A 17630-nucleotide genomic window follows, 5' to 3' on the forward strand; every position below is an offset into this window, starting at 1 on the left:
ATCAGTCGTCGTAAGGGGCATTGGCATTTGTTAAACCCTGAAAACTGGACGTTATTTCAAGGACTGGCGGTATTTGGGGTTTGCGCTCTGATTATAGCTATTGCCGGAACCCGCATTACACGTATTGTCGATCAGCTTGCCGATCGCACCGGTATCGGTGAAGCCGCAGCAGGCGCGGTGTTACTGGGCGGTACAACTTCCATTGGCGGCTCCGTGTTGTCGGTTACCGCAGCATGGAACGGCAACGCAGAACTGGCAATGAGCAATGCTCTGGGTGGTATTGCGGTACAAACCTTTTTCCTGGCGGTGGCCGATATGGTCTACCGACGCGCTAACCTTGAGCATGCAGCAGCATCGGTTCCGAACATGATGCAAAACGCACTGCTTATTGTTCTGCTTTCGCTTATTCTCATGACTCCGCTTTTGCCTAATGTCACGGTCTGGGGGTTACACCCTGTCACGCCCATACTGTTTCTTGTTTATATTTACGGTATTCACCTTGTCCACCGGGCGCACGATGCGCCTATGTGGGCTCCGACAAAAACTCGTGAAACGCGTGAAGATAAGCCGGATGACATAAAGCTTATGCCGTCAATGTTAAGGCTTACGAGTGAGTTTTTTGTGCTGTTTGTCGTGCTTGGTTTTGCCGGTTACATGCTGGAGCCTTCAGCAACTGTCATTGCCACAGAGACCGGACTGACCCAAACCATAGTAGGCGTTATGCTAACCGCTATTAGCACATCAATTCCCGAACTCGTCACTTCCGTCGCAGCCGTTCGGCGTGGCGCATTAACCCTGGCCGTAGGCGGTATTATCGGTGGTAATTCCTTTGATACCTTATTTACCGCCGCATCGGATATTGCCTACCGCGACGGATCGATTTATCACACCATGACCGACGGTACCTTGTTCTGGGTGTGCCTGACACTGTTAATGTCAGCCATTCTGATCATGGGGCTCATTCGGCGTGAGCGTGAAGGCCCCGGCCGTATTGGTTTGGAAAGCGTACTTATTACCGTGCTATACCTTGGTGGGGTGTGGTTGTTGATAAGCTAGATAAAGCTTTGTTGTGCTGCACTACTTGCTAATAATGACTCGTTAATCTCTATTTTAGAACGTGAGCCGAATAAGCAGGTTATTTGGCTCACAGAATGAGCCAAATAAAGAGAGATTATAGAGATAAGAGTTACTCGATGTTTTGAATTTGCTCTCTCATCTGCTCTATCAAAACCTTCAACTCCACCGCAGCAGCGGTAATGTCAGAGTTGATAGACTTAGAGGCCAGGGTGTTTGCTTCGCGGTTGAACTCTTGCATCATAAAGTCCAGACGGCGTCCGCAGGGGCCGCCTTTTTGCAATATTTTGCGAGCTTCTTCTACGTGCGCGTCTAAACGGTCGAGCTCTTCGGCTACGTCAGTTTTCTGCGCCAACATCACCATTTCCTGTTCTACACGCTGCGGCTCTAGTTCAACTTTAGCTTCTTCAAAACGGGTTAGTAAGCGTTCGCGTTGCCACGCCATAACTTCCGGCATGCGTTCACGCACAAAAGCTACCTGTGTGGTCACACCGTCTAAACGTTCCTGCAGCATTTTATCAATAGCTGCGCCTTCACTTTTGCGGTTTTCAATAAAGTCGTTGGTGGTCTTTTCCAAAGCAGCCAGAACGTCTTTTTGCAGCTCGTCCATGTCCTGGTCCTGAGCAGCAACAACGCCGGGCCATTTTAGAACATCAATAGGGTTTAACTGCCCGGCGGCGGAGTGTTGGCTTACCCATTTGGCGCTGGCAATAACACTTTTCGCTAGGTCTTCGTTAATCGACAAGGCGCTTTGCTGGGCTTCATCTACCTGCAGGCTCAGTTTGCATTCAACTTTGCCCCGCTGCAGCTTTTTACGAAACTGCTCACGTAGTGAATTTTCCAGTGAACGGAAGGTTTCCGGTAAACGAAAGTAAGTTTCCAGATAACGTTGGTTAACTGAACGAATTTCCCAAACTGCGGTGCCCCAGTCGGCTTTTTGCTCGTAACGAGCATAGCCGGTCATACTTTGAATCATGTCGGTTCCTTTAAAACGAATCGTTTCTGTTACCGCTTAGCGTGCTTTTCACGGTTCTTTTGTTTCTGTTCGGCGTTCTTTTTCATCATTATGTAGGCTGCGCCGCGGCCACCATGGGGTCGCTGTGCACTATGAAACGCCAGTACAGGTTCCAGCTCGCGCAGCCACTTATTCACGTAACTTTTTATCAGTGCCGGATGCGGTTTTGTATGCTTCCCCATGCCGTGGATGACTAAAGCCGTACGTACACCCGCGGCGTGACAATCTTTCACAAAGTTAAACAGTGCCGTGCGCGCCTCTGCCAGTGTATGGTGGTGCAAATTCAGGCTGGCTTCCATACTGTAACGCCCCTGCTTCAGGCGCTTGAATACACCCGCCTGAACACCGTCACGATGAAACTCAATAACGTCATCCGGCTCAACTAAGTCCACGTACTCGGTCGATAAAAAGTTTTCGTTTGCAGCCTCTTCCGCCTCGGCAGCGCGGCGGCGCTCTTTTTGCGCCAGCGTCGGTTCAAAAGCCTGCTTAATATCAGCAACCTCTTCACCCGCCAAGGGCGTTACGTCAGTCATTTCCTGACGAAACAGCTCAAATTCTTCATCATCTGAACGCGACATACTGCCTCCCGTCCATATTTTTCCACTCGGTCTAGTGTAATACGTTGCTGCGCGAATCGCGATCCATTAATCGTCCAATTCTGCTACAATTGCGCTCAATTTATACATCGCGACATTCACTCAGTAAGGAGATGACATGCGTCCAAGTGGCCGTACGGCACAACAAATTCGACCGGTAACCATTACCCGTAACTTTACCAAACACGCAGAAGGCTCGGTTTTAATAGAGTTTGGCGAAACCAAAGTGCTTTGCAATGCGTCGGTAGAACGCGGCGTTCCTCGCTTTTTAAAAGGTAAAGGACAGGGCTGGGTTACCGCTGAATACAGCATGTTACCACGCGCCACTCATACCCGTTCCGCCCGCGAAGCCTCCCGCGGTAAGCAAGGTGGTCGTACTTTAGAAATTCAGCGCTTGATTGGCCGTTCACTGCGTACCTGCATCGATATGAGCGCTTTAGGTGAACACACCATTACTATCGACTGTGACGTGATTCAGGCCGACGGCGGCACACGTACCGCGTCTATTACCGGTGCTTGTGTCGCTTTAGTTGACGCGCTGAACTGGATGCGCGGCCAGGGCATGGTCAAAGTGAACCCGTTAAAAGAAATGGTCGCGGCAATTTCGGTCGGTATTTTAGACGGCGAACCGGTCAGCGATCTGGAATACATTGAAGACTCAAAAGCCGATACCGACATGAACATAGTCATGACAGAAGCCGGCAAGTTTATCGAAATTCAGGGCACAGCCGAAGGCGAAGCCTTCAGTTTTGACGAAATGAACAGCCTGGTTGAAATGGCGCGTCACAGCATTCGTGAGTTAATTGATATTCAGAAACAAGCGTTAGCGTAAGCTTCAGTATAAACGTAAGCGAGGAATAAGCAGGCAATGAAAGCGTATCAAAAAGAGTTTATTGAGTTTGCCATAGAGCGTGGCGTATTAAAGTTTGGTGAATTTACCTTAAAGTCCGGCCGCACCAGTCCGTACTTTTTTAATGCAGGGCTTTTTAATAAAGGTTCTGACTTAGCCCGCTTAGGCCGCTTTTATGCCGCCGCGCTGGTCGACTCCGGTATCAGTTTTGATGTGCTTTTTGGCCCGGCTTACAAAGGCATTCCAATTGCCACCGCCACAGCGGTTGCCTTATATGACCACCATCAGCAGGACACCCCATATTGTTTTAACCGTAAAGAAAAGAAAGACCACGGCGAAGGCGGGAACCTGGTGGGCTCAGCGCTGGAAGGCAAAGTAATGCTGGTGGATGACGTGATTACCGCAGGCACGGCTATTCGCGAAGCCATGGACATAGTTCAGGCTAACGGCGCTGAGTTATCCGGTGTTCTTATTGCTTTAGACCGTCAGGAAAAAGGCAAAGGTGAGTTATCGGCCATTCAGGAAGTTGAGCGTGATTTTGGTGCTCAGGTTGTCAGCATTGTCAGCTTAAATGATGTAATCACCTTCTTGAAAGATGACGACACCTTTAAAGAGTATCTTCCCAAAGTTGAAGCTTATCGCGCCGAGTTTGGTGTCGCCTGATACGTATTTCGTTGCTCGGCATGAATGTCAGGTGGAATATCGGACCTGACGTAAACGCCAGGCTACAGGAAAACGGCAATAAGTGATTATTCCCTCACCTGAAAGTGTGTGGCGCCAAGGATGGCGCCACCCAAGCCCCCAGGAATGGGTTCACGGCGTCTTTCAGGTGAGGGGGTAATCACCAGCCGTTTTCATTCGCAGCCACCCGTTACAGCTGTTCCTGTGGCTGCCAGGCAATGCCAATGCTGCCGTTTATAACCTGACATTCACCACCTGAAGACTTAATCCGACTTGATTCACCACGCTGAGCTATTAAGCGGTAGTCCTTATTCAACAAGCTAACCTGCTTACGCTCACCACACAAAATGCGCATAGAATCAATTAAGCCACGGTCGGACAAGAAGTTTGTGGTTGGCTCTGTCTGTACTACGTCATCACCTTCAGCGAATTCTGCGGTTTGCAGGCCATAAGGGGAAATCACACCTGAAGCACCGGCAACCAGGTAATGGAAAGTACCGGCTACCGCGTTATCGGTGCCCTGTGCATCTTCTACAAAGAAAGCACCGCGCTCGCCAATAATATCAAACGCCCCAGTTTCAAGATTCACTTCCATCGCGGTGTTTTCATCAATACCAATCGACAAAGGTGTTGAGCTTGCCGCAGCTAAGCGCATTAAGCGACCATGCCGGCCTCGCTCAGAAAAGTGCGTATCTAAGGTTGCATAATGGAACAGGCTCAAGCCACCTAACGGATGGTAAGTCAGGCTGTCCGGCCCGACATTCGGCGGACAAGTGGTGTCTAAATCACACCCAAACGGCGGTGGATCAGAGGCAATCGCCCCTTCTTTTATCGCCTGAGCGGTTGTACCGTTAGAGATCATCGGCTTAGAGGTCATGACCGCCGTACCTGCGCTGGTTCCACCAACAACCACTTCTTTTTGCTGAACAGCGGCAATAATCGTTTTCAGCACATCGCCAGGCTGATTATTCGCCTTAACAAAGGTCGAACGAGTTAAATTCTGGTCGCCACCATTAAAAAACAGTCCGTCGGCCTTCGCAATCATTTCTGCGGCGGCATCAGAGTCTTTGCAAAACGCGACCTGTTCTTTATAACGGTCTCTGTGCACACGGTCACGTTCGTAGGCGCCCAGTTCTTCCTGCTGAATTTTTGCTAGTTCATCGCAACGGCCCTCACGCTGAGCTTTGACTAACGCCGAATCCAAAGGCAGCCAATGCGCTTCAGCTCCCAATTGCTCAAATACACTGCTGTAAAAATCAATAGCGTCATAAGGGTTACGTGATGCAGAGGTCAGAAAATAAATGGTCGGCTTCTGATCATCTCCGGCAACAGACTGAGCCATTTCAACAAAACGCTGAAAAATTGCTTTCGATTCACCTTTCAGGTTTTCATCCAAATTAACAACTTCACGGGCAGAGTCGGGAACAGGAAGCTCAATTAAATCGATAATCCGGTTCCATTCCGCGTCTGACAATGCGTTATAAAGCTGCTGTGTCGCACGACGGGTAAATTCACGCAGGAAAACACGTTCAGGAACAATATCTTCTTTTAAACGTTCATGAATCAATTCCAGCGCATCGGCCACCTTCTTGCGAGTTTCTTCACGGTAGGTTGGCCAAACCGACTCTGCCGTTGCTTTGGAGCGAAACTTTTTTGACAGATTGAGGTATCTGTCGGTGCGCATGGTGTCCTTATCTATCCAGTCAACGTCGTCGCAATTGTCCGACGCGAAACTGGAACAAGCCTCTAATCCGCCGCCGGCTAATAACAAGTGACGAAAATTTTTATCTTCTTCAGCACTTACAGACGCCACCAAAACCGGTGCGCAAATGGCAATAAAAACTTTGGAAAACAACCGTTTGACCATAAACAAAACCCCTAGTAATCAGCCACTCGTTCCGTCCGGCTATGATATTTGACTAAATTGACAGCTAGCAACGCTAGTGCTATTCCTATGCCACTGTCAAATTTAAGACAGCAAATTATTAGGATAATTATAACCGTTATGCTAAAAAAAGCTTATCAACTAACCAACTATCACTACGATAGTTTCTACCTTTCGGAGTGGTTCGACGAATAGGCCACGGTAGCCAGTCTGGTTACTGCGGCGAGTGCACCACTGCCTCCCCCGCTAAAACTCTCTTACGAGCAATATGCATGAGCCTTTGTGTGTCAATAAGACACGACTCGTGACATAAATCCCGTTCACACGGGAAAATCTCAAAAATTAAAAAACCACAAAGGAGATTCCTATGTCCAAGTGGAGCCTATTGATCCCATTAGCGGGTCTAACTCTTTCGCCTGTCGCACTTGCAATGCAGCAAGCGAATACTGAAAGCGAACAACAAGAACAAGCTCAAATCGACGAAAATATTCAAGTCACTGGATCACGCTTAAAAGGCGTTGATATGGAAGGTGCCAATCCGGTTCAAATTTTCAGTCAAGAAGATTTGAATGAGCGAGGCCATATCAGTGTTGGATCGTTCTTAAAAGATTTACCACAAGCCGCTACCGCTGGTACCTTTACAGAAAACGGCGGTGTTGGCGGAGCCGATGGCGCACCGGCAGGTTCGGCAGGCGTCAGCTTGCGCGGACTCGGCAGCAGCTCAACACTGGTTCTGGTGAATGGCCGTCGCGTTAATGTCAGCTCTTTCGCCAATGGCGCAGACTCTTTCGTCAATGTGAATAACATTCCCATGTCTGCCATTGATCGAATTGAAGTACTGACCGACGGTGCTTCTTCCATTTACGGTTCAGATGCCATTGCAGGCGTCATTAACTTTATTATGCGCAAGGACTTTGAAGGTCACGAAGTCTCCCTGATGTACGGAGATGATAGCGACTCGGCAGATGGCAGCCGTTATAACGCAACTTATGTTGGCGGTTTTAATACCAAGAACAGTAACACCACGGTCATTTTAGATTACGCCAGTCAAAACTCTGTGTTCAATTCAGATCGCCCTATTGACGTAACCTTTAAGTCCAGCACTTTTGTTGATATTGATGGCACCGAATACGCAGAACCTTATTGCAACAATGGTACCGCAGTAGCCAATGAACGCTGCGATTACGACTATGTGATACAACGGGTTATTCAGCCTGACTTCGATAACCTCGGAGCAACCGTTAATCATTATTATCGAGTAAACGACCGAACCGAGTTTTTTGCCGAAGCCATGTTTCAGCGTAATGAGGGACACGCTTATGACTCCGGAGCTGCATTCTCGGCAAATATCCCCGGAGATTCACCCGTAGTGCCGGAATGGGCGAGTGAAATTAACGAGACTGATGGATCTACAGACCCAATCTATATCAGCTCACGCTTCCCCGATCGTCGTACTCAGGAGTATACCGATACCTCATACCGTATGTTGGCAGGACTTCGTGGTGAAATCGGTTACTGGAGCTGGGAAACAGCCGCCAGTTACGGCAAGTCAGAGAGTGAGATTCTGCACACCGCTGGCTTCTATTCAGTAGACGCTGTTGATGAAGCAATTGCCGAAGGGCGTTTCGACCCATTCAATTTAGGTCGTAACAACGATGCGAGCACTCTTGCTGATTTACGGACTCTGGCGCCAAGAAACGGCGAATCGGAGCTGTTTTCTATTGATTTCAACATTGCAGGTGATTTATTTGAAATGCCTGCTGGTTATGTGAAATCTGTTTTTGGTGGTGAGTACCGCCGTGAAGAGCTATTTGATGAGCCCGCAGCCATTGCCGCTAACAACGGTGTCTTCGCACTAGGTGCAAGCCAGGCTGAGGCGGACCGAAGTCAGTATGCTTTTTATGGCGAATTCCATCTGCCACTCACTCAGTCAGTTGATGCGATCGCGGCTTTACGCTATGACCATTACAGTGACTTTGGTGGCGACGTAAATCCTAAACTGTCTCTGCGTTGGCGTGCGACAGATGACCTGATTCTGAGAGCATCTGCCAGCACAGGGTTCCGCGCACCTTCCTTAACTCAGTTGGGAGCAGGAACGTCCTTATCTGCCGCTTACATCAACTGTACGCCAGATGACCCTTATGTTTCTTTATGCGGCACTTCAGGTAACGAACAAGGAGAACTAGAGTTAGACCAAGAAACCTTAGGTAACCTGGATCTCGAAGCTGAGAAGTCGGTCGCATATAACATGGGCGTTTCCTGGAACATTACTGACGCCTGGCAGTTTACAGCTGACTACTGGCGCTACGACCATGAAGACATTGTTGATATCGACGCCAACACCACTCTGGATGCCTGCGTCGCTGGCACGTCACCAGTTGTTAGCGACGAAAGCCAGCTGAACAGTGAGTTTGGTTGTGTCGTGAATGCCCAGGGTGATCTGGTTTTCTTGCGCACCGGTTACTTCAACGTGGGTGAACAGAAAACCGATGGTGTTGATATTCGAACGGACTACAGCCTGAACACAGCGGCATATGGTCAGTTCAACGTTTATGCCAGTGGTACACGCACTTTCAGTTACGAGCGTAAGCTGACAGCCGATTCAGAAGCGGAAGATCTGCTGGGTCGTTTAAGTGGTGCGGCAGAAATTGCACGCCCTGAATTTGTCGCCGACTTCGGCGTTGAATGGCAGTTGTCTGATTATAACGCGAACCTAAACGGTCATTACGTCAGTAGCTTGGGTGATGGTGACTTTAAATTCGGCGGTAATGATACTGTTGATGCCTGGTTAACCTGGAACGCCAGTGTTGGCTATGACTTAACCGAGAACCACCGTTTCTTGTTAACAGTACGCAATTTGCTGGACGAAGAGCCGCCTTATGCGTCGTCACCGACAAATGGTTATGCTTCTTCAGTTCATGACTGGTTAGGTCGTCAGGTATCGTTGCGTTATACCGCTAACTTTTAACAGGCTTACAACGCAGTATGAAACTACAAAAACAATCGATGGCCATGCCCGATGCGCTGGTCATCCTGTTCTTTGTTGGTGTTCTGGCAGCACTCGCCGCTTGGTGGGTGCCTGCTGGATCTTATGAAACACAAACCGTTACGCGCAGCGTTAATGGTGAAACCCAACAACGTTCAGTTATTATTCCTGAAAGTTTTCGTTACGCAGATGAAGAGAGCTTTCAACGACCTCTTTTCGCAGAGGGCGGTGAAATCGGCCTGGCTAATGTTCCTTTCGAGGGGCTGGTTTCCGGCTCTAAATGGGGTGCAGCAATTGGCGTTATCGCATTCATTTTAGTGGTTGGCGGTGCGTTTGGAATGATCCTAAAAACAACCTCAGTTGAGCGTGGGATTCTAGCACTTATTGAAAAAACACGGCATTTCGAGTTGGTATTTCTGACCTCTATGTTCCTGGTTTTTTCTCTCAGCGGTGCCATTTTTGGTATGGGTGAAGAGGCCATCGCATTCTGTCTGGTTTTGTTACCGGTCATGCGATCCCTCGGCTATGATGCAGTTACTACTGTGCTTACCACTTACGTTGCTACCCAGATAGGTTTTGCTACCTCCTGGATGAACCCCTTTAGTGTCGCCATTGCACAAGGCATTGCTGAAGTCCCTCTACTCTCGGGCAGTGGATTCAGAATCATACTCTGGTGTGTTTTTACCTTGTTCGGCCTGCAATTTACGTTACGTTATGCCAGACGAATTAAGCAGCCAGTCATCAATGAACGAGAGCCTCAATCTGTCTCAGATAAGCCTTTTCAGCCTGTTGATACAGCCATTTTATTAACGTTTTTGATCGGTTTAGGCTGGGTCATCTGGGGGGTAACCCAACGTCAGTATTATATCCCGGAAATTGCGGCCCAGTTCTTTGTCATGGGTCTGGCATGCGGACTAATTGCTGTTATTGGCAGACGTTTATCGGCAAACGATCTTGCTCAATCTTTTAATCAGGGAGCGAAAGACTTACTCCCCGCTGCATTAATTGTCGGTTTTGCTAAAGGTATCGTTTTATTGCTTGGTGGAGATGATGCAACCACACCTTCCGTTCTCAATACGGTATTACACACCGCAGGAAATACAATCGGTGAGTTTTCAACGGTTGTTTCAGCATCGTTGATGTTAGTGTTTCAGTCCGTTTTTAACTTCTTTATTGCCTCGGGTTCCGGTCAGGCAGCGTTAACCATGCCTTTAATGGCACAGCTTTCAGACTTAGCTGGGGTTAGTCGGCAAACCGCGGTACTCGCATTTCAACTGGGCGACGGCCTGACTAACATTATTATCCCGACCTCCGCATCTCTTATTGGCTGTCTTGGTGCAGTCAAGTTAGACTGGGGCGCTTGGGTGAAGATTATCTGGAAGTTTCAACTCGGCCTAATGCTCATGTCATTGGCTGCTATGATCCTCGCTGTAACCATAGGATTTTCATAAAATGCTCAAACTTATTAAGAACGCCGAAGTCTGGTCGCCTGAATATTTAGGCCAACAAGATGTATTAATAGCGGATGGTCGTATTGCTGCCATAAATACTGACATTGATTTAAATAGCCAGAGTGTCGACGTTCAAGTTATAGATGCCACTGGTCTATGGCTCATGCCTGGCTTTGTTGACCCGCTTGCCCATTTTAACGGCGGTGGTGGTGAAGGTGGCTTTCATACCAGAACACCCGATATGCCAATAACGGATGCTTTTAGTGCAGGTATTACTACTATGGTTTCCGGACTAGGTACTGATGCCTCCACCCGATCCTTAATGGATATGCTGGCAAAAGCTTGTGCGCTAGAAAATGAAGGGCTTAGTACCTTTTGTTACACCGGCTCCTATGAGTATCCTATTAAAACAATAAGTGGCTCCGTACGAGATGACTTAATTTTAATCGATAAGTTTATTGGTGTTGGTGAAGTTGCTATTGCCGACAAACGCGGCTCTCAAATTACTCCCCACGAACTGGCACGGTTGGCTGCAGATGCAAAGGTAGGCGGTTTGTTATCCGGCAAGTCCGGTATTGTATTTTTGCATGTTGGTGACGAGCCATCCATGCTGAGTGTTGCAGAGCATGCTTGCGCCGATTTTGATGTTACTGCTAATCAGTTCTATCCAACCCATATCAACCGTCATCGGCAGCTAATGGAGAGTGCGGTTCAGTTTGCCCAGCAAGGTGCTGTTCTTGACTTAACCACATCAACGACGCCCGAACTGCTGGCAGCCGGAGAGATTGCAGCGGCCGACGCTCTCGGTGAATTGCTGGAGCTGGGAGTAGATGAGAACCATATTAGTTTTAGTACCGACTGTAATGCCAGCCTTCCTGACTTTGATAAAGCCGGTAAACTACGCGGACTTAAAGTGGGCAGAGCACAAAGCTTGTTAGAGTCGGTTCAGCAGGCATTGGCAAAAGGTATACCAACCACAAAAGTACTGAAAGCGGCTGGTACCAACGCCGCCGACCGCCTAAAGCTTCCGCGCAAAGGGCATATAGCTGTCGGTGCCGATGCCGATATCTTATTAATGAATCAGGAAGACCAATCCATAACCTATGTAATAGCCAAGGGTAAAATGGTTGTTGAACTTGGTAAACCATTGAAATTTGGTGAGTTTCAGGGGTCGTGACGGGCCTCTGAACACTGCTATACTAAACCTTCTTTAACGATATAAGATCTCACTTTTTGTTATGAAGTCATCGTTGCGCCTTTGCGTGTTGCTATTATTTTTTGGTTTAATACCCACAACCAGTCTCGCGCTCGCTCAGGAGAAACTGGTCTTTCGTGCGCCTGACGAAGGCCCTTTTACGCAATACGTAACAGCAGTTCTTGAAGAAGCTTATGCCAAACTGGATATCAAGCTTGAATATATTGAGCTACCTCGCGCTCGTGGTGAGCAGCTAGCGACTGAAGGTACCATTGCTGGTGAGCTTGGAAGAACAGCCATGCTTGAGAACAAGCGTCGCGACCTTCGCCGTATCCCATTTCCATTATTCACTTTCGACATCATAGCTGTCGCTGACAGGCGCGACTGCGGTTACTGCCCATTGTCGAAAATAGAAAGTCTGGCATACGTCGATGGTATGGATTCCATTACTGACGTCGTTGAAAGTCTTCCTCACCAGCCGTCCATAGTAACGCCTATTGATCTCGAACAAGTACTAAAGCTGCTTGAATCGGGACGCATTCAGTTTGCTTTTATGGGGGACTTCCAGTTTCAAAGTTCGGAATTAAGCGATAACCCGCACTTTATTAGCCACAAACTGTCCACCGAAACTGGCTTCCATTATCTAAACGAAGAACACGCCCGGCTTATTCCTCAGCTCACTTATCAGCTGCAAGAGATGCATGAGAATGGTCGTATGAAAGTGCTTCGTGAAAAGTATGGAATAAAGCCCCAGCCTGCGGTGGAGCCTATTAAACGTCCGGAGCAACTGACGGTTGTTGGTGCCATACACCCTGGCTTACTGAATGCCGACGGCACCGGTAAACTTTGGCAAATAGCAAAGTCAACGTTCCCGATGTTTACTTCTCAACTCAATACCGTTGTCAGTAGCTGGCAACGCAGTATTCAGCTGATCCAGGAAGGCCGTGCTGATGCCCTCATCGGTGTTCGTCCTGATCAAAGAATAGAGAATATTATTCTGTCAAAATACCATGTCGCTTATGACGACAGTGTTTTTCTCTTTACCCTGGAAGAGCCTAACGAAGGCCCTATTTGCATTTCAGGCCCTCGTTTTATGGAAAATTTAGTTGATACTGAGCGCCCTTTTTATCGCGCATCAAACTCTCTTGATTGTTTTGCGCTGCTCGATATGGAAAGGGTGAGTGCGGTTGTGGACTACAAAGATAACCTGCCAGACTGGACAGAGCAGCCTTACAAAAAACAAAAATTATCGGATCCTCTGCCACTGTTTGTGGCGTTTTCAGACACGCCACGAGGCCGCTCACTTAGAAGCTTATTCGACACGGTTCTGGCTCAGCAAAGCCCAATAGCCATTGATAAATAAGTTAACAGGCCCCTTTAAAACCATTTTGGCGCCACGCTTCATAGGCAAAGATAGCAACAGAATTTGACAGGTTAAGACTGCGGCTGCTGTCCGCCATAGGCAACCTCAACCAGTTCTCTTCTGGAAAGGTTCTCAGCACTTCCATAGGCAATCCACGGGTTTCAGGGCCAAAAAGCAGAACATCGCCCGCTTCATAATTTACCTCAGCATAGCTAGTCTTACCTTTTGTCGTGCAGGCAAATATACGATTAACTTTCGTGTTATCTAAAAAGCTTTGCCAGTCTTTGTGAATTTTCACAGAAGCCAGATCATGATAGTCCAAACCGGCACGCCGAACCTTTTTCTCATCCAGCTCAAAACCCAGGGGCTCTATCAAATGCAGGGACATTCCGGTATTCGCCGCCAGACGAATCACATTGCCCGTATTAGGGGGTATTTCAGGCTCAAACAGTACGAGGTGCAACATGGTCGTTTTCATCGCTTCAGTAAAAGCGGTAGAATAGCAGAATATTTTTTAGAAATGTGTACCGGCGCTGTGGCAAATCAGAAAAATTACCAACAAAATTACGCTTTTTGGGTGCGTCTGGCCAGCACGGCATCCGTTGTTGTTGCAATAACCCTCATAAGCATTAAGCTTTTTGCCTGGTTTCAGACTGAATCAGCCAGTATGCTTGCCTCTCTGACAGACTCCATTCTGGACAGTGGCGCCTCGATTTTTAGTTTCTTTGCCATTCGCTATGCGTTACAACCCGCAGATGAAGAGCACCGCTTTGGTCATGGTAAAGCGGAGTCATTGGCCGCTCTGGCGCAAAGCGCGTTTATTGCCGGTTCCAGCATGCTGCTTATTTTTCACAGTGTGCAGCAATTTATGCAGGGTGGTAGCGTTCCGAAAGTGGGTTACGGCATCGCTGTTTCTGGCATCGCAATTGTCATTACCTTTGTTCTGATTGTTATTCAGCGCATGGCCATTCAGCATACCAATTCTAAAGCCGTACAAGCCGACAACCTTCATTATCAGTCGGACATACTGCTGAACTTAGCGGTTATTGTTGCCTTAATTCTCAGCAGTTACGGTTGGCTCTGGGCCGACAGTATTTTTGCCATTGGTATTGCCGTTTACTTAATTATTGGTGCTGTTCGCATTGGCTGGGATGCCTTTCAGGCACTAATGGACAGAGAGCTTTCAGAGGATCTGCAGGAGCAAATTGGCCGCATTACTATGGCGGTGGATGGTGTCAGAGGCTTTCACGGTTTGCGCACGCGCGAAGCCGGCCCGGTACGCTTTATTCAATTACACATTGAACTGGCTAACGAGTTGTCGTTATTGCGCGCCCACGCCATAGCTGACGATGTTGAGGCGCAGCTTATGAAAGCCTTCCCGGGAGCAGACATCATTGTGCATATGGATCCTGAAATTGTCGCCGTGGTGGAAGGTTCACTTAAGCGTTAACGAGCTCTCGAGTCTCTTCAATGATGGCATCCAACACTGGCTGGCGGAATCTGTCCGTTTCCATCATCAGCTCATGCGATGCGCCCTCAATGGTTTCAAACCGAAAGTACTCCCGGGTGACTGCCGCGGCGACTTTTTTCTGCCCGGCAGCAGAAACAACCTGATCATTACCAGCCTGAAATAAAATGACCGGAATGTGAACATCACTCGCCAGTTGCTGCGCCTTCATGGCTGCACTAACCGCTTCGTAAAGCCAGTTAAAAGTTGGTCCGCCCAGCTGCACCTCAGCGACATTATCGTATACCCTGCGAAAGGTCTGGTAACGCTGTTTGCTGTGAGTGAGAACGTTTTCTTCAAAGGGTACCGCCTGGTAGTCACCCATACCAAAAAAATACCAGGGCTTAGCCAAGTACCGGTTAATACATGCGCCTGCGGCAACTACCCAGCGCGCCAGCCAATAAGGGACTTTACCGGTTTCGATAGAGAACATGGGAGCGGATAAAATCAGCTTATTGTATGGGTGGCTACAAGTCGCACAGTAAATTGTCGCAATGGTGCCACCCATTGAATGAGCAAATAAAGTTTTAGGGACACTACCAAATAGACTTGTTAATTGTTCGGTAAAATCTGAGAAATCGCGGACAAAATCGTCAAAGTTGTCGACATGTCCCTGATGATGATTGGCCGTCAACCGAGCCGATAAACCCTGGCCTCGATGGTCCAGCGCCGCCACGGAAAAGCCTTGCTGGGCCAACTCCCAAAACAGCTCCTGATATTTAAGAGCCGACTCTATCCGACCCGGAGCAATGACCACCAATGGTGCATCAGCGCTATGTTTATAGTATGCGAAATGCAACTGAATACCGTCAAACGCCGTGAAATACTCAGAAAGAACCTGTTGTTCCCAGAAGGGTTCTACCTGCGTTTTGAAAAACTCCGCCCACTCGGGTGTATCATCTGCGGGGCGCTGGTGTTGTGAATCAGGTTGCTTCATGTATTTGGTTCAGGCTGACTTTTAGGTAAGTCTAACACGACTTCCAGTCCTCCTTCAGAGTGATTACTGGCTTTTAATTCGCCCCCTAACACAGCTGCAGCACGATGACTTAAGGCCAACCCAAGACCAACTCCGGCCTTATGGTGACGAGCCGGATCGCCGCGGTAAAAGGGTACAAACAGTTTTTCTAATGTACTTTCATCCACACCCGGGCCATGGTCACGAATACGAATGCGGCACCCTTCGCCATAATCATCATAAGAAAGTTCGACATTATCGTCAGTGTAATGCAGCGCATTACGAACAATGTTTTCCAGCACCAGTCTGAGCAATTCAGAGTCAGTATCAATAATAGGCCAGTCGCCATTTTGCTGAATCAGGCGCCCACTAACCTCCGGGTTCTGATAGCACATATCACCAATAAGTTGTTGCACTAACTCACCGCTGTCCAGATTCTCATGATTAAGCTCTACCAAGCCGTTCTCTAACCGCGATAATGACAAAATTCGTTCAATGATTACGCTGAGGCGTTCGGTATCGCGGCTCAGTTGCTGCCAATTTGGGTCATCCTCATTACAGTCAGCTAAATCAAGGGCAACCTGCATACGTGCCATCGGTGAGCGTAGCTCATGCGATACATCACTCAGTAAACGCCGTTGGGCATCGCGCGATGTCGCTAAATCGACAGCACCCTGGGACAACGCTCGCGCCAGTTCGCCAATTTCATCACCGCGTTTGGGTAGCCGCTTTAATTCAGGAGTTGCACTACCGTCAGCTACCTCTCGCATAGCCAGGATCATTCGTCGTATTGGGCGGATAAGCCAAATGCCCAGTAAAACGGCAAGTAAACCACTACCCACCAACAAGGTAAGTAAGCGCGCCCGGGTTGACTCTCTTTCTAACTGCTCCCGGTTAACTTGCTCATCAATACCCAAAGGTTTAGTGACCAATATTTTATTGCCGTCCAGTTCAAACGGGCCCATCAGCAAACGTTCGTCCAGAGGAATTTGTTGAGGTGAGCTTTGGCCAAGCATACGCAACAAGGTTGAGCCGTGACTGACTCTCAGCATTTCGTCCATCAACAGCTTTTCACTGCCTTCCACGGATAGTTGAGCAGCCACGCGGTAGTCGCCAGCGATTAAACGCCCAGGTTGCAAAGATTGAAAAGTTAAAGCATCGCTGAGTAGCGGTTGTAGAGTTTGATAAATATCCGGCTCCAGCGGCTTTAACTCTGCTTTCGGTTTATTCCAAACCGCTAACAGATAACCGCTGGCCGCTGTGACCGACAGCAACGCCCAGAAAATAAAAAGTAACCTTAGGGCTAGCGATCGATACCACCGCGTACGCCGGTTTCTCATAAGCTGGCGATCAGTCGATAGCCACGGCCGCGAATGGTTTGGATACGATCAGGTTTCGTCGGAAACTTTTTACGAATGTTACTGATATGAACATCCAGGCTGCGATCAAAAGGCTCCATTTTACGCCCCAGTGCCGCAACCGATAATTGATCTTTACTCACCATTTGGCCCGCTTGCTGCATTAAACAGCGCAGAATATCGAATTCAGTGGGGGTCAATATCAGTTCAGCATCGTCGCATTTCACTTCCGTTGTGGCCGGATCTAATACAATACCGCACACGTTCAGGCTTTCGTTTTGCATGGTGGTGTTAGGTGTACGACGCAGTAAAGCTCTCACCCTGGCAACCAGTTCACGCGGGTTAAACGGTTTTGGAAGGTAGTCATCTGCACCCAGTTCCAGACCCATAACACGGTCGTCGTCGTCACCACGGGCCGTCAGCATGAGCACAGCTGTATCGCGGTGTTGTTGGCGCAAACGCTGTAACAGCTGCATACCATCAATACCGGGTAACATGACATCCAGCAAAATAAGCTCGTAGTCGCCGTTAAGTGCTTTGTCGAGGCCGGTCACGCCATCTTCGGCAACGCTTAAATCTACGGATTCACGTTTAAACAATTCTGTCAGCATGACAGACATTTCAGTATCGTCATCAATGAGTAGTACGGAATGTCTCATAACTTACTGTTCTCTCCAGAAATAAATCCATGATCCAAAATGCCGGGCATGGATA

General features: G+C 48.4%; 15 protein-coding genes. 8 read left to right on the top strand and 7 right to left on the bottom strand.

Going from position 1 to position 17630, the window contains the following annotated elements:
* Nucleotides 1-27 precede the first annotated feature (27 nt).
* The gene (locus K5X84_RS11510) at nucleotides 28-1056 is read left to right on the top strand and encodes a sodium:calcium antiporter (RefSeq protein ID WP_222235926.1); all 1029 of its coding nucleotides are present in this window, start codon (nucleotides 28-30) and stop codon (nucleotides 1054-1056) included.
* 130 nt (nucleotides 1057-1186) lie between these two features.
* Here the strand turns inward: K5X84_RS11510 and K5X84_RS11515 are convergent, their stop codons facing one another.
* Nucleotides 1187-2050 carry a YicC/YloC family endoribonuclease gene (locus tag K5X84_RS11515; RefSeq protein WP_222235927.1) on the bottom strand — a complete coding sequence of 288 codons (864 nt, stop codon included), beginning with the start codon at nucleotides 2048-2050 and terminating at the stop codon, nucleotides 1187-1189.
* Nucleotides 2051-2079: 29 nt separating this feature from the next.
* Nucleotides 2080-2667 carry a DNA endonuclease SmrA gene (smrA, locus tag K5X84_RS11520; RefSeq protein ID WP_222235928.1) on the bottom strand — a complete coding sequence of 196 codons (588 nt, stop codon included), beginning with the start codon at nucleotides 2665-2667 and terminating at the stop codon, nucleotides 2080-2082.
* A 136-nt stretch (nucleotides 2668-2803) separates the two neighbouring features.
* Between smrA and rph the strand changes: the two genes are divergently transcribed.
* Complete coding sequence (gene rph / locus K5X84_RS11525) at nucleotides 2804-3517, top strand: ribonuclease PH (protein WP_126782790.1); 714 nt, start codon at nucleotides 2804-2806, stop codon at nucleotides 3515-3517.
* A 36-nt stretch (nucleotides 3518-3553) separates the two neighbouring features.
* Nucleotides 3554-4198 carry an orotate phosphoribosyltransferase gene (pyrE, locus tag K5X84_RS11530; protein ID WP_222235929.1) on the top strand — a complete coding sequence of 215 codons (645 nt, stop codon included), beginning with the start codon at nucleotides 3554-3556 and terminating at the stop codon, nucleotides 4196-4198.
* A 208-nt stretch (nucleotides 4199-4406) separates the two neighbouring features.
* Here the strand turns inward: pyrE and K5X84_RS11535 are convergent, their stop codons facing one another.
* Complete coding sequence (locus K5X84_RS11535; RefSeq protein WP_222235930.1) at nucleotides 4407-6083, bottom strand: cyanophycinase; 1677 nt, start codon at nucleotides 6081-6083, stop codon at nucleotides 4407-4409.
* A 385-nt stretch (nucleotides 6084-6468) separates the two neighbouring features.
* On the opposite strand from K5X84_RS11535, the gene K5X84_RS11540 reads away from it, so the two are divergent.
* From K5X84_RS11540 to K5X84_RS11555, 4 genes are all read left to right on the top strand, one after another.
* Entirely contained in the window at nucleotides 6469-9069 is a 2601-nt protein-coding gene (locus K5X84_RS11540; RefSeq protein WP_222235931.1) for a TonB-dependent receptor plug domain-containing protein, read from the top strand.
* A 17-nt stretch (nucleotides 9070-9086) separates the two neighbouring features.
* A complete protein-coding gene (gene yfcC / locus K5X84_RS11545; protein WP_222235932.1) occupies nucleotides 9087-10538 on the top strand; it encodes a putative basic amino acid antiporter YfcC in 1452 nt (483 codons plus the stop codon).
* Between the two features lies 1 nt (nucleotide 10539).
* Nucleotides 10540-11715 carry a beta-aspartyl-peptidase gene (gene iadA / locus K5X84_RS11550; protein ID WP_222235933.1) on the top strand — a complete coding sequence of 392 codons (1176 nt, stop codon included), beginning with the start codon at nucleotides 10540-10542 and terminating at the stop codon, nucleotides 11713-11715.
* Nucleotides 11716-11800: 85 nt separating this feature from the next.
* A complete protein-coding gene (locus tag K5X84_RS11555) occupies nucleotides 11801-13096 on the top strand; it encodes an ABC transporter substrate-binding protein (RefSeq protein ID WP_244994789.1) in 1296 nt (431 codons plus the stop codon).
* Nucleotide 13097: 1 nt separating this feature from the next.
* On the opposite strand, the gene trmL is transcribed toward K5X84_RS11555, so the two are convergent.
* Nucleotides 13098-13562 (bottom strand): tRNA (uridine(34)/cytosine(34)/5-carboxymethylaminomethyluridine(34)-2'-O)-methyltransferase TrmL, encoded by a 465-nt coding sequence (gene trmL / locus K5X84_RS11560; protein WP_199495037.1) that lies wholly within the window; start codon nucleotides 13560-13562, stop codon nucleotides 13098-13100.
* 54 nt (nucleotides 13563-13616) lie between these two features.
* Here trmL and fieF point away from each other — a divergent pair, with 54 nt between their 5' ends.
* Nucleotides 13617-14546 carry a cation efflux pump FieF gene (gene fieF, locus K5X84_RS11565; RefSeq protein WP_054490268.1) on the top strand — a complete coding sequence of 310 codons (930 nt, stop codon included), beginning with the start codon at nucleotides 13617-13619 and terminating at the stop codon, nucleotides 14544-14546.
* Here fieF and K5X84_RS11570 read toward each other — a convergent pair.
* The 3 genes from K5X84_RS11570 to K5X84_RS11580 are packed head-to-tail and all read right to left on the bottom strand — an operon-like array spanning nucleotide 14536 to nucleotide 17575.
* The gene (locus K5X84_RS11570) at nucleotides 14536-15540 is read right to left on the bottom strand and encodes an alpha/beta fold hydrolase (RefSeq protein ID WP_199495038.1); all 1005 of its coding nucleotides are present in this window, start codon (nucleotides 15538-15540) and stop codon (nucleotides 14536-14538) included. The genes fieF and K5X84_RS11570 overlap by 11 nt on opposite strands.
* Nucleotides 15537-16898 (bottom strand): sensor histidine kinase, encoded by a 1362-nt coding sequence (locus K5X84_RS11575; RefSeq protein ID WP_222235935.1) that lies wholly within the window; start codon nucleotides 16896-16898, stop codon nucleotides 15537-15539. Before K5X84_RS11575 ends, K5X84_RS11570 begins: the two co-directional genes overlap by 4 nt.
* Nucleotides 16895-17575, bottom strand: a complete 681-nt coding sequence (locus K5X84_RS11580) for a response regulator transcription factor (RefSeq protein WP_054490274.1) — start codon at nucleotides 17573-17575, stop codon at nucleotides 16895-16897. Before K5X84_RS11580 ends, K5X84_RS11575 begins: the two co-directional genes overlap by 4 nt.
* Nucleotides 17576-17630: the final 55 nt, after the last annotated feature.

It is taken from the genome of Idiomarina abyssalis, assembly GCF_019797805.1.
Lineage (GTDB): Bacteria > Pseudomonadota > Gammaproteobacteria > Enterobacterales > Alteromonadaceae > Idiomarina > Idiomarina abyssalis.

Coding starts and splice junctions, on each gene's coding strand:
- pyrE (WP_222235929.1), top strand. CDS start 3,554: ATGAAAGCGTATCAAAAAGAGTTTATTGAGTTTGCCATAGAGCGTGGC.
- K5X84_RS11540 (WP_222235931.1), top strand. CDS start 6,469: ATGTCCAAGTGGAGCCTATTGATCCCATTAGCGGGTCTAACTCTTTCG.
- iadA (WP_222235933.1), top strand. CDS start 10,540: ATGCTCAAACTTATTAAGAACGCCGAAGTCTGGTCGCCTGAATATTTA.
- smrA (WP_222235928.1), bottom strand. CDS start 2,667: ATGTCGCGTTCAGATGATGAAGAATTTGAGCTGTTTCGTCAGGAAATG.
- K5X84_RS11515 (WP_222235927.1), bottom strand. CDS start 2,050: ATGATTCAAAGTATGACCGGCTATGCTCGTTACGAGCAAAAAGCCGAC.
- K5X84_RS11580 (WP_054490274.1), bottom strand. CDS start 17,575: ATGAGACATTCCGTACTACTCATTGATGACGATACTGAAATGTCTGTC.
- K5X84_RS11570 (WP_199495038.1), bottom strand. CDS start 15,540: ATGAAGCAACCTGATTCACAACACCAGCGCCCCGCAGATGATACACCC.
- K5X84_RS11535 (WP_222235930.1), bottom strand. CDS start 6,083: ATGGTCAAACGGTTGTTTTCCAAAGTTTTTATTGCCATTTGCGCACCG.
- rph (WP_126782790.1), top strand. CDS start 2,804: ATGCGTCCAAGTGGCCGTACGGCACAACAAATTCGACCGGTAACCATT.
- trmL (WP_199495037.1), bottom strand. CDS start 13,562: ATGTTGCACCTCGTACTGTTTGAGCCTGAAATACCCCCTAATACGGGC.
- K5X84_RS11575 (WP_222235935.1), bottom strand. CDS start 16,898: ATGAGAAACCGGCGTACGCGGTGGTATCGATCGCTAGCCCTAAGGTTA.
- yfcC (WP_222235932.1), top strand. CDS start 9,087: ATGAAACTACAAAAACAATCGATGGCCATGCCCGATGCGCTGGTCATC.
- fieF (WP_054490268.1), top strand. CDS start 13,617: ATGTGTACCGGCGCTGTGGCAAATCAGAAAAATTACCAACAAAATTAC.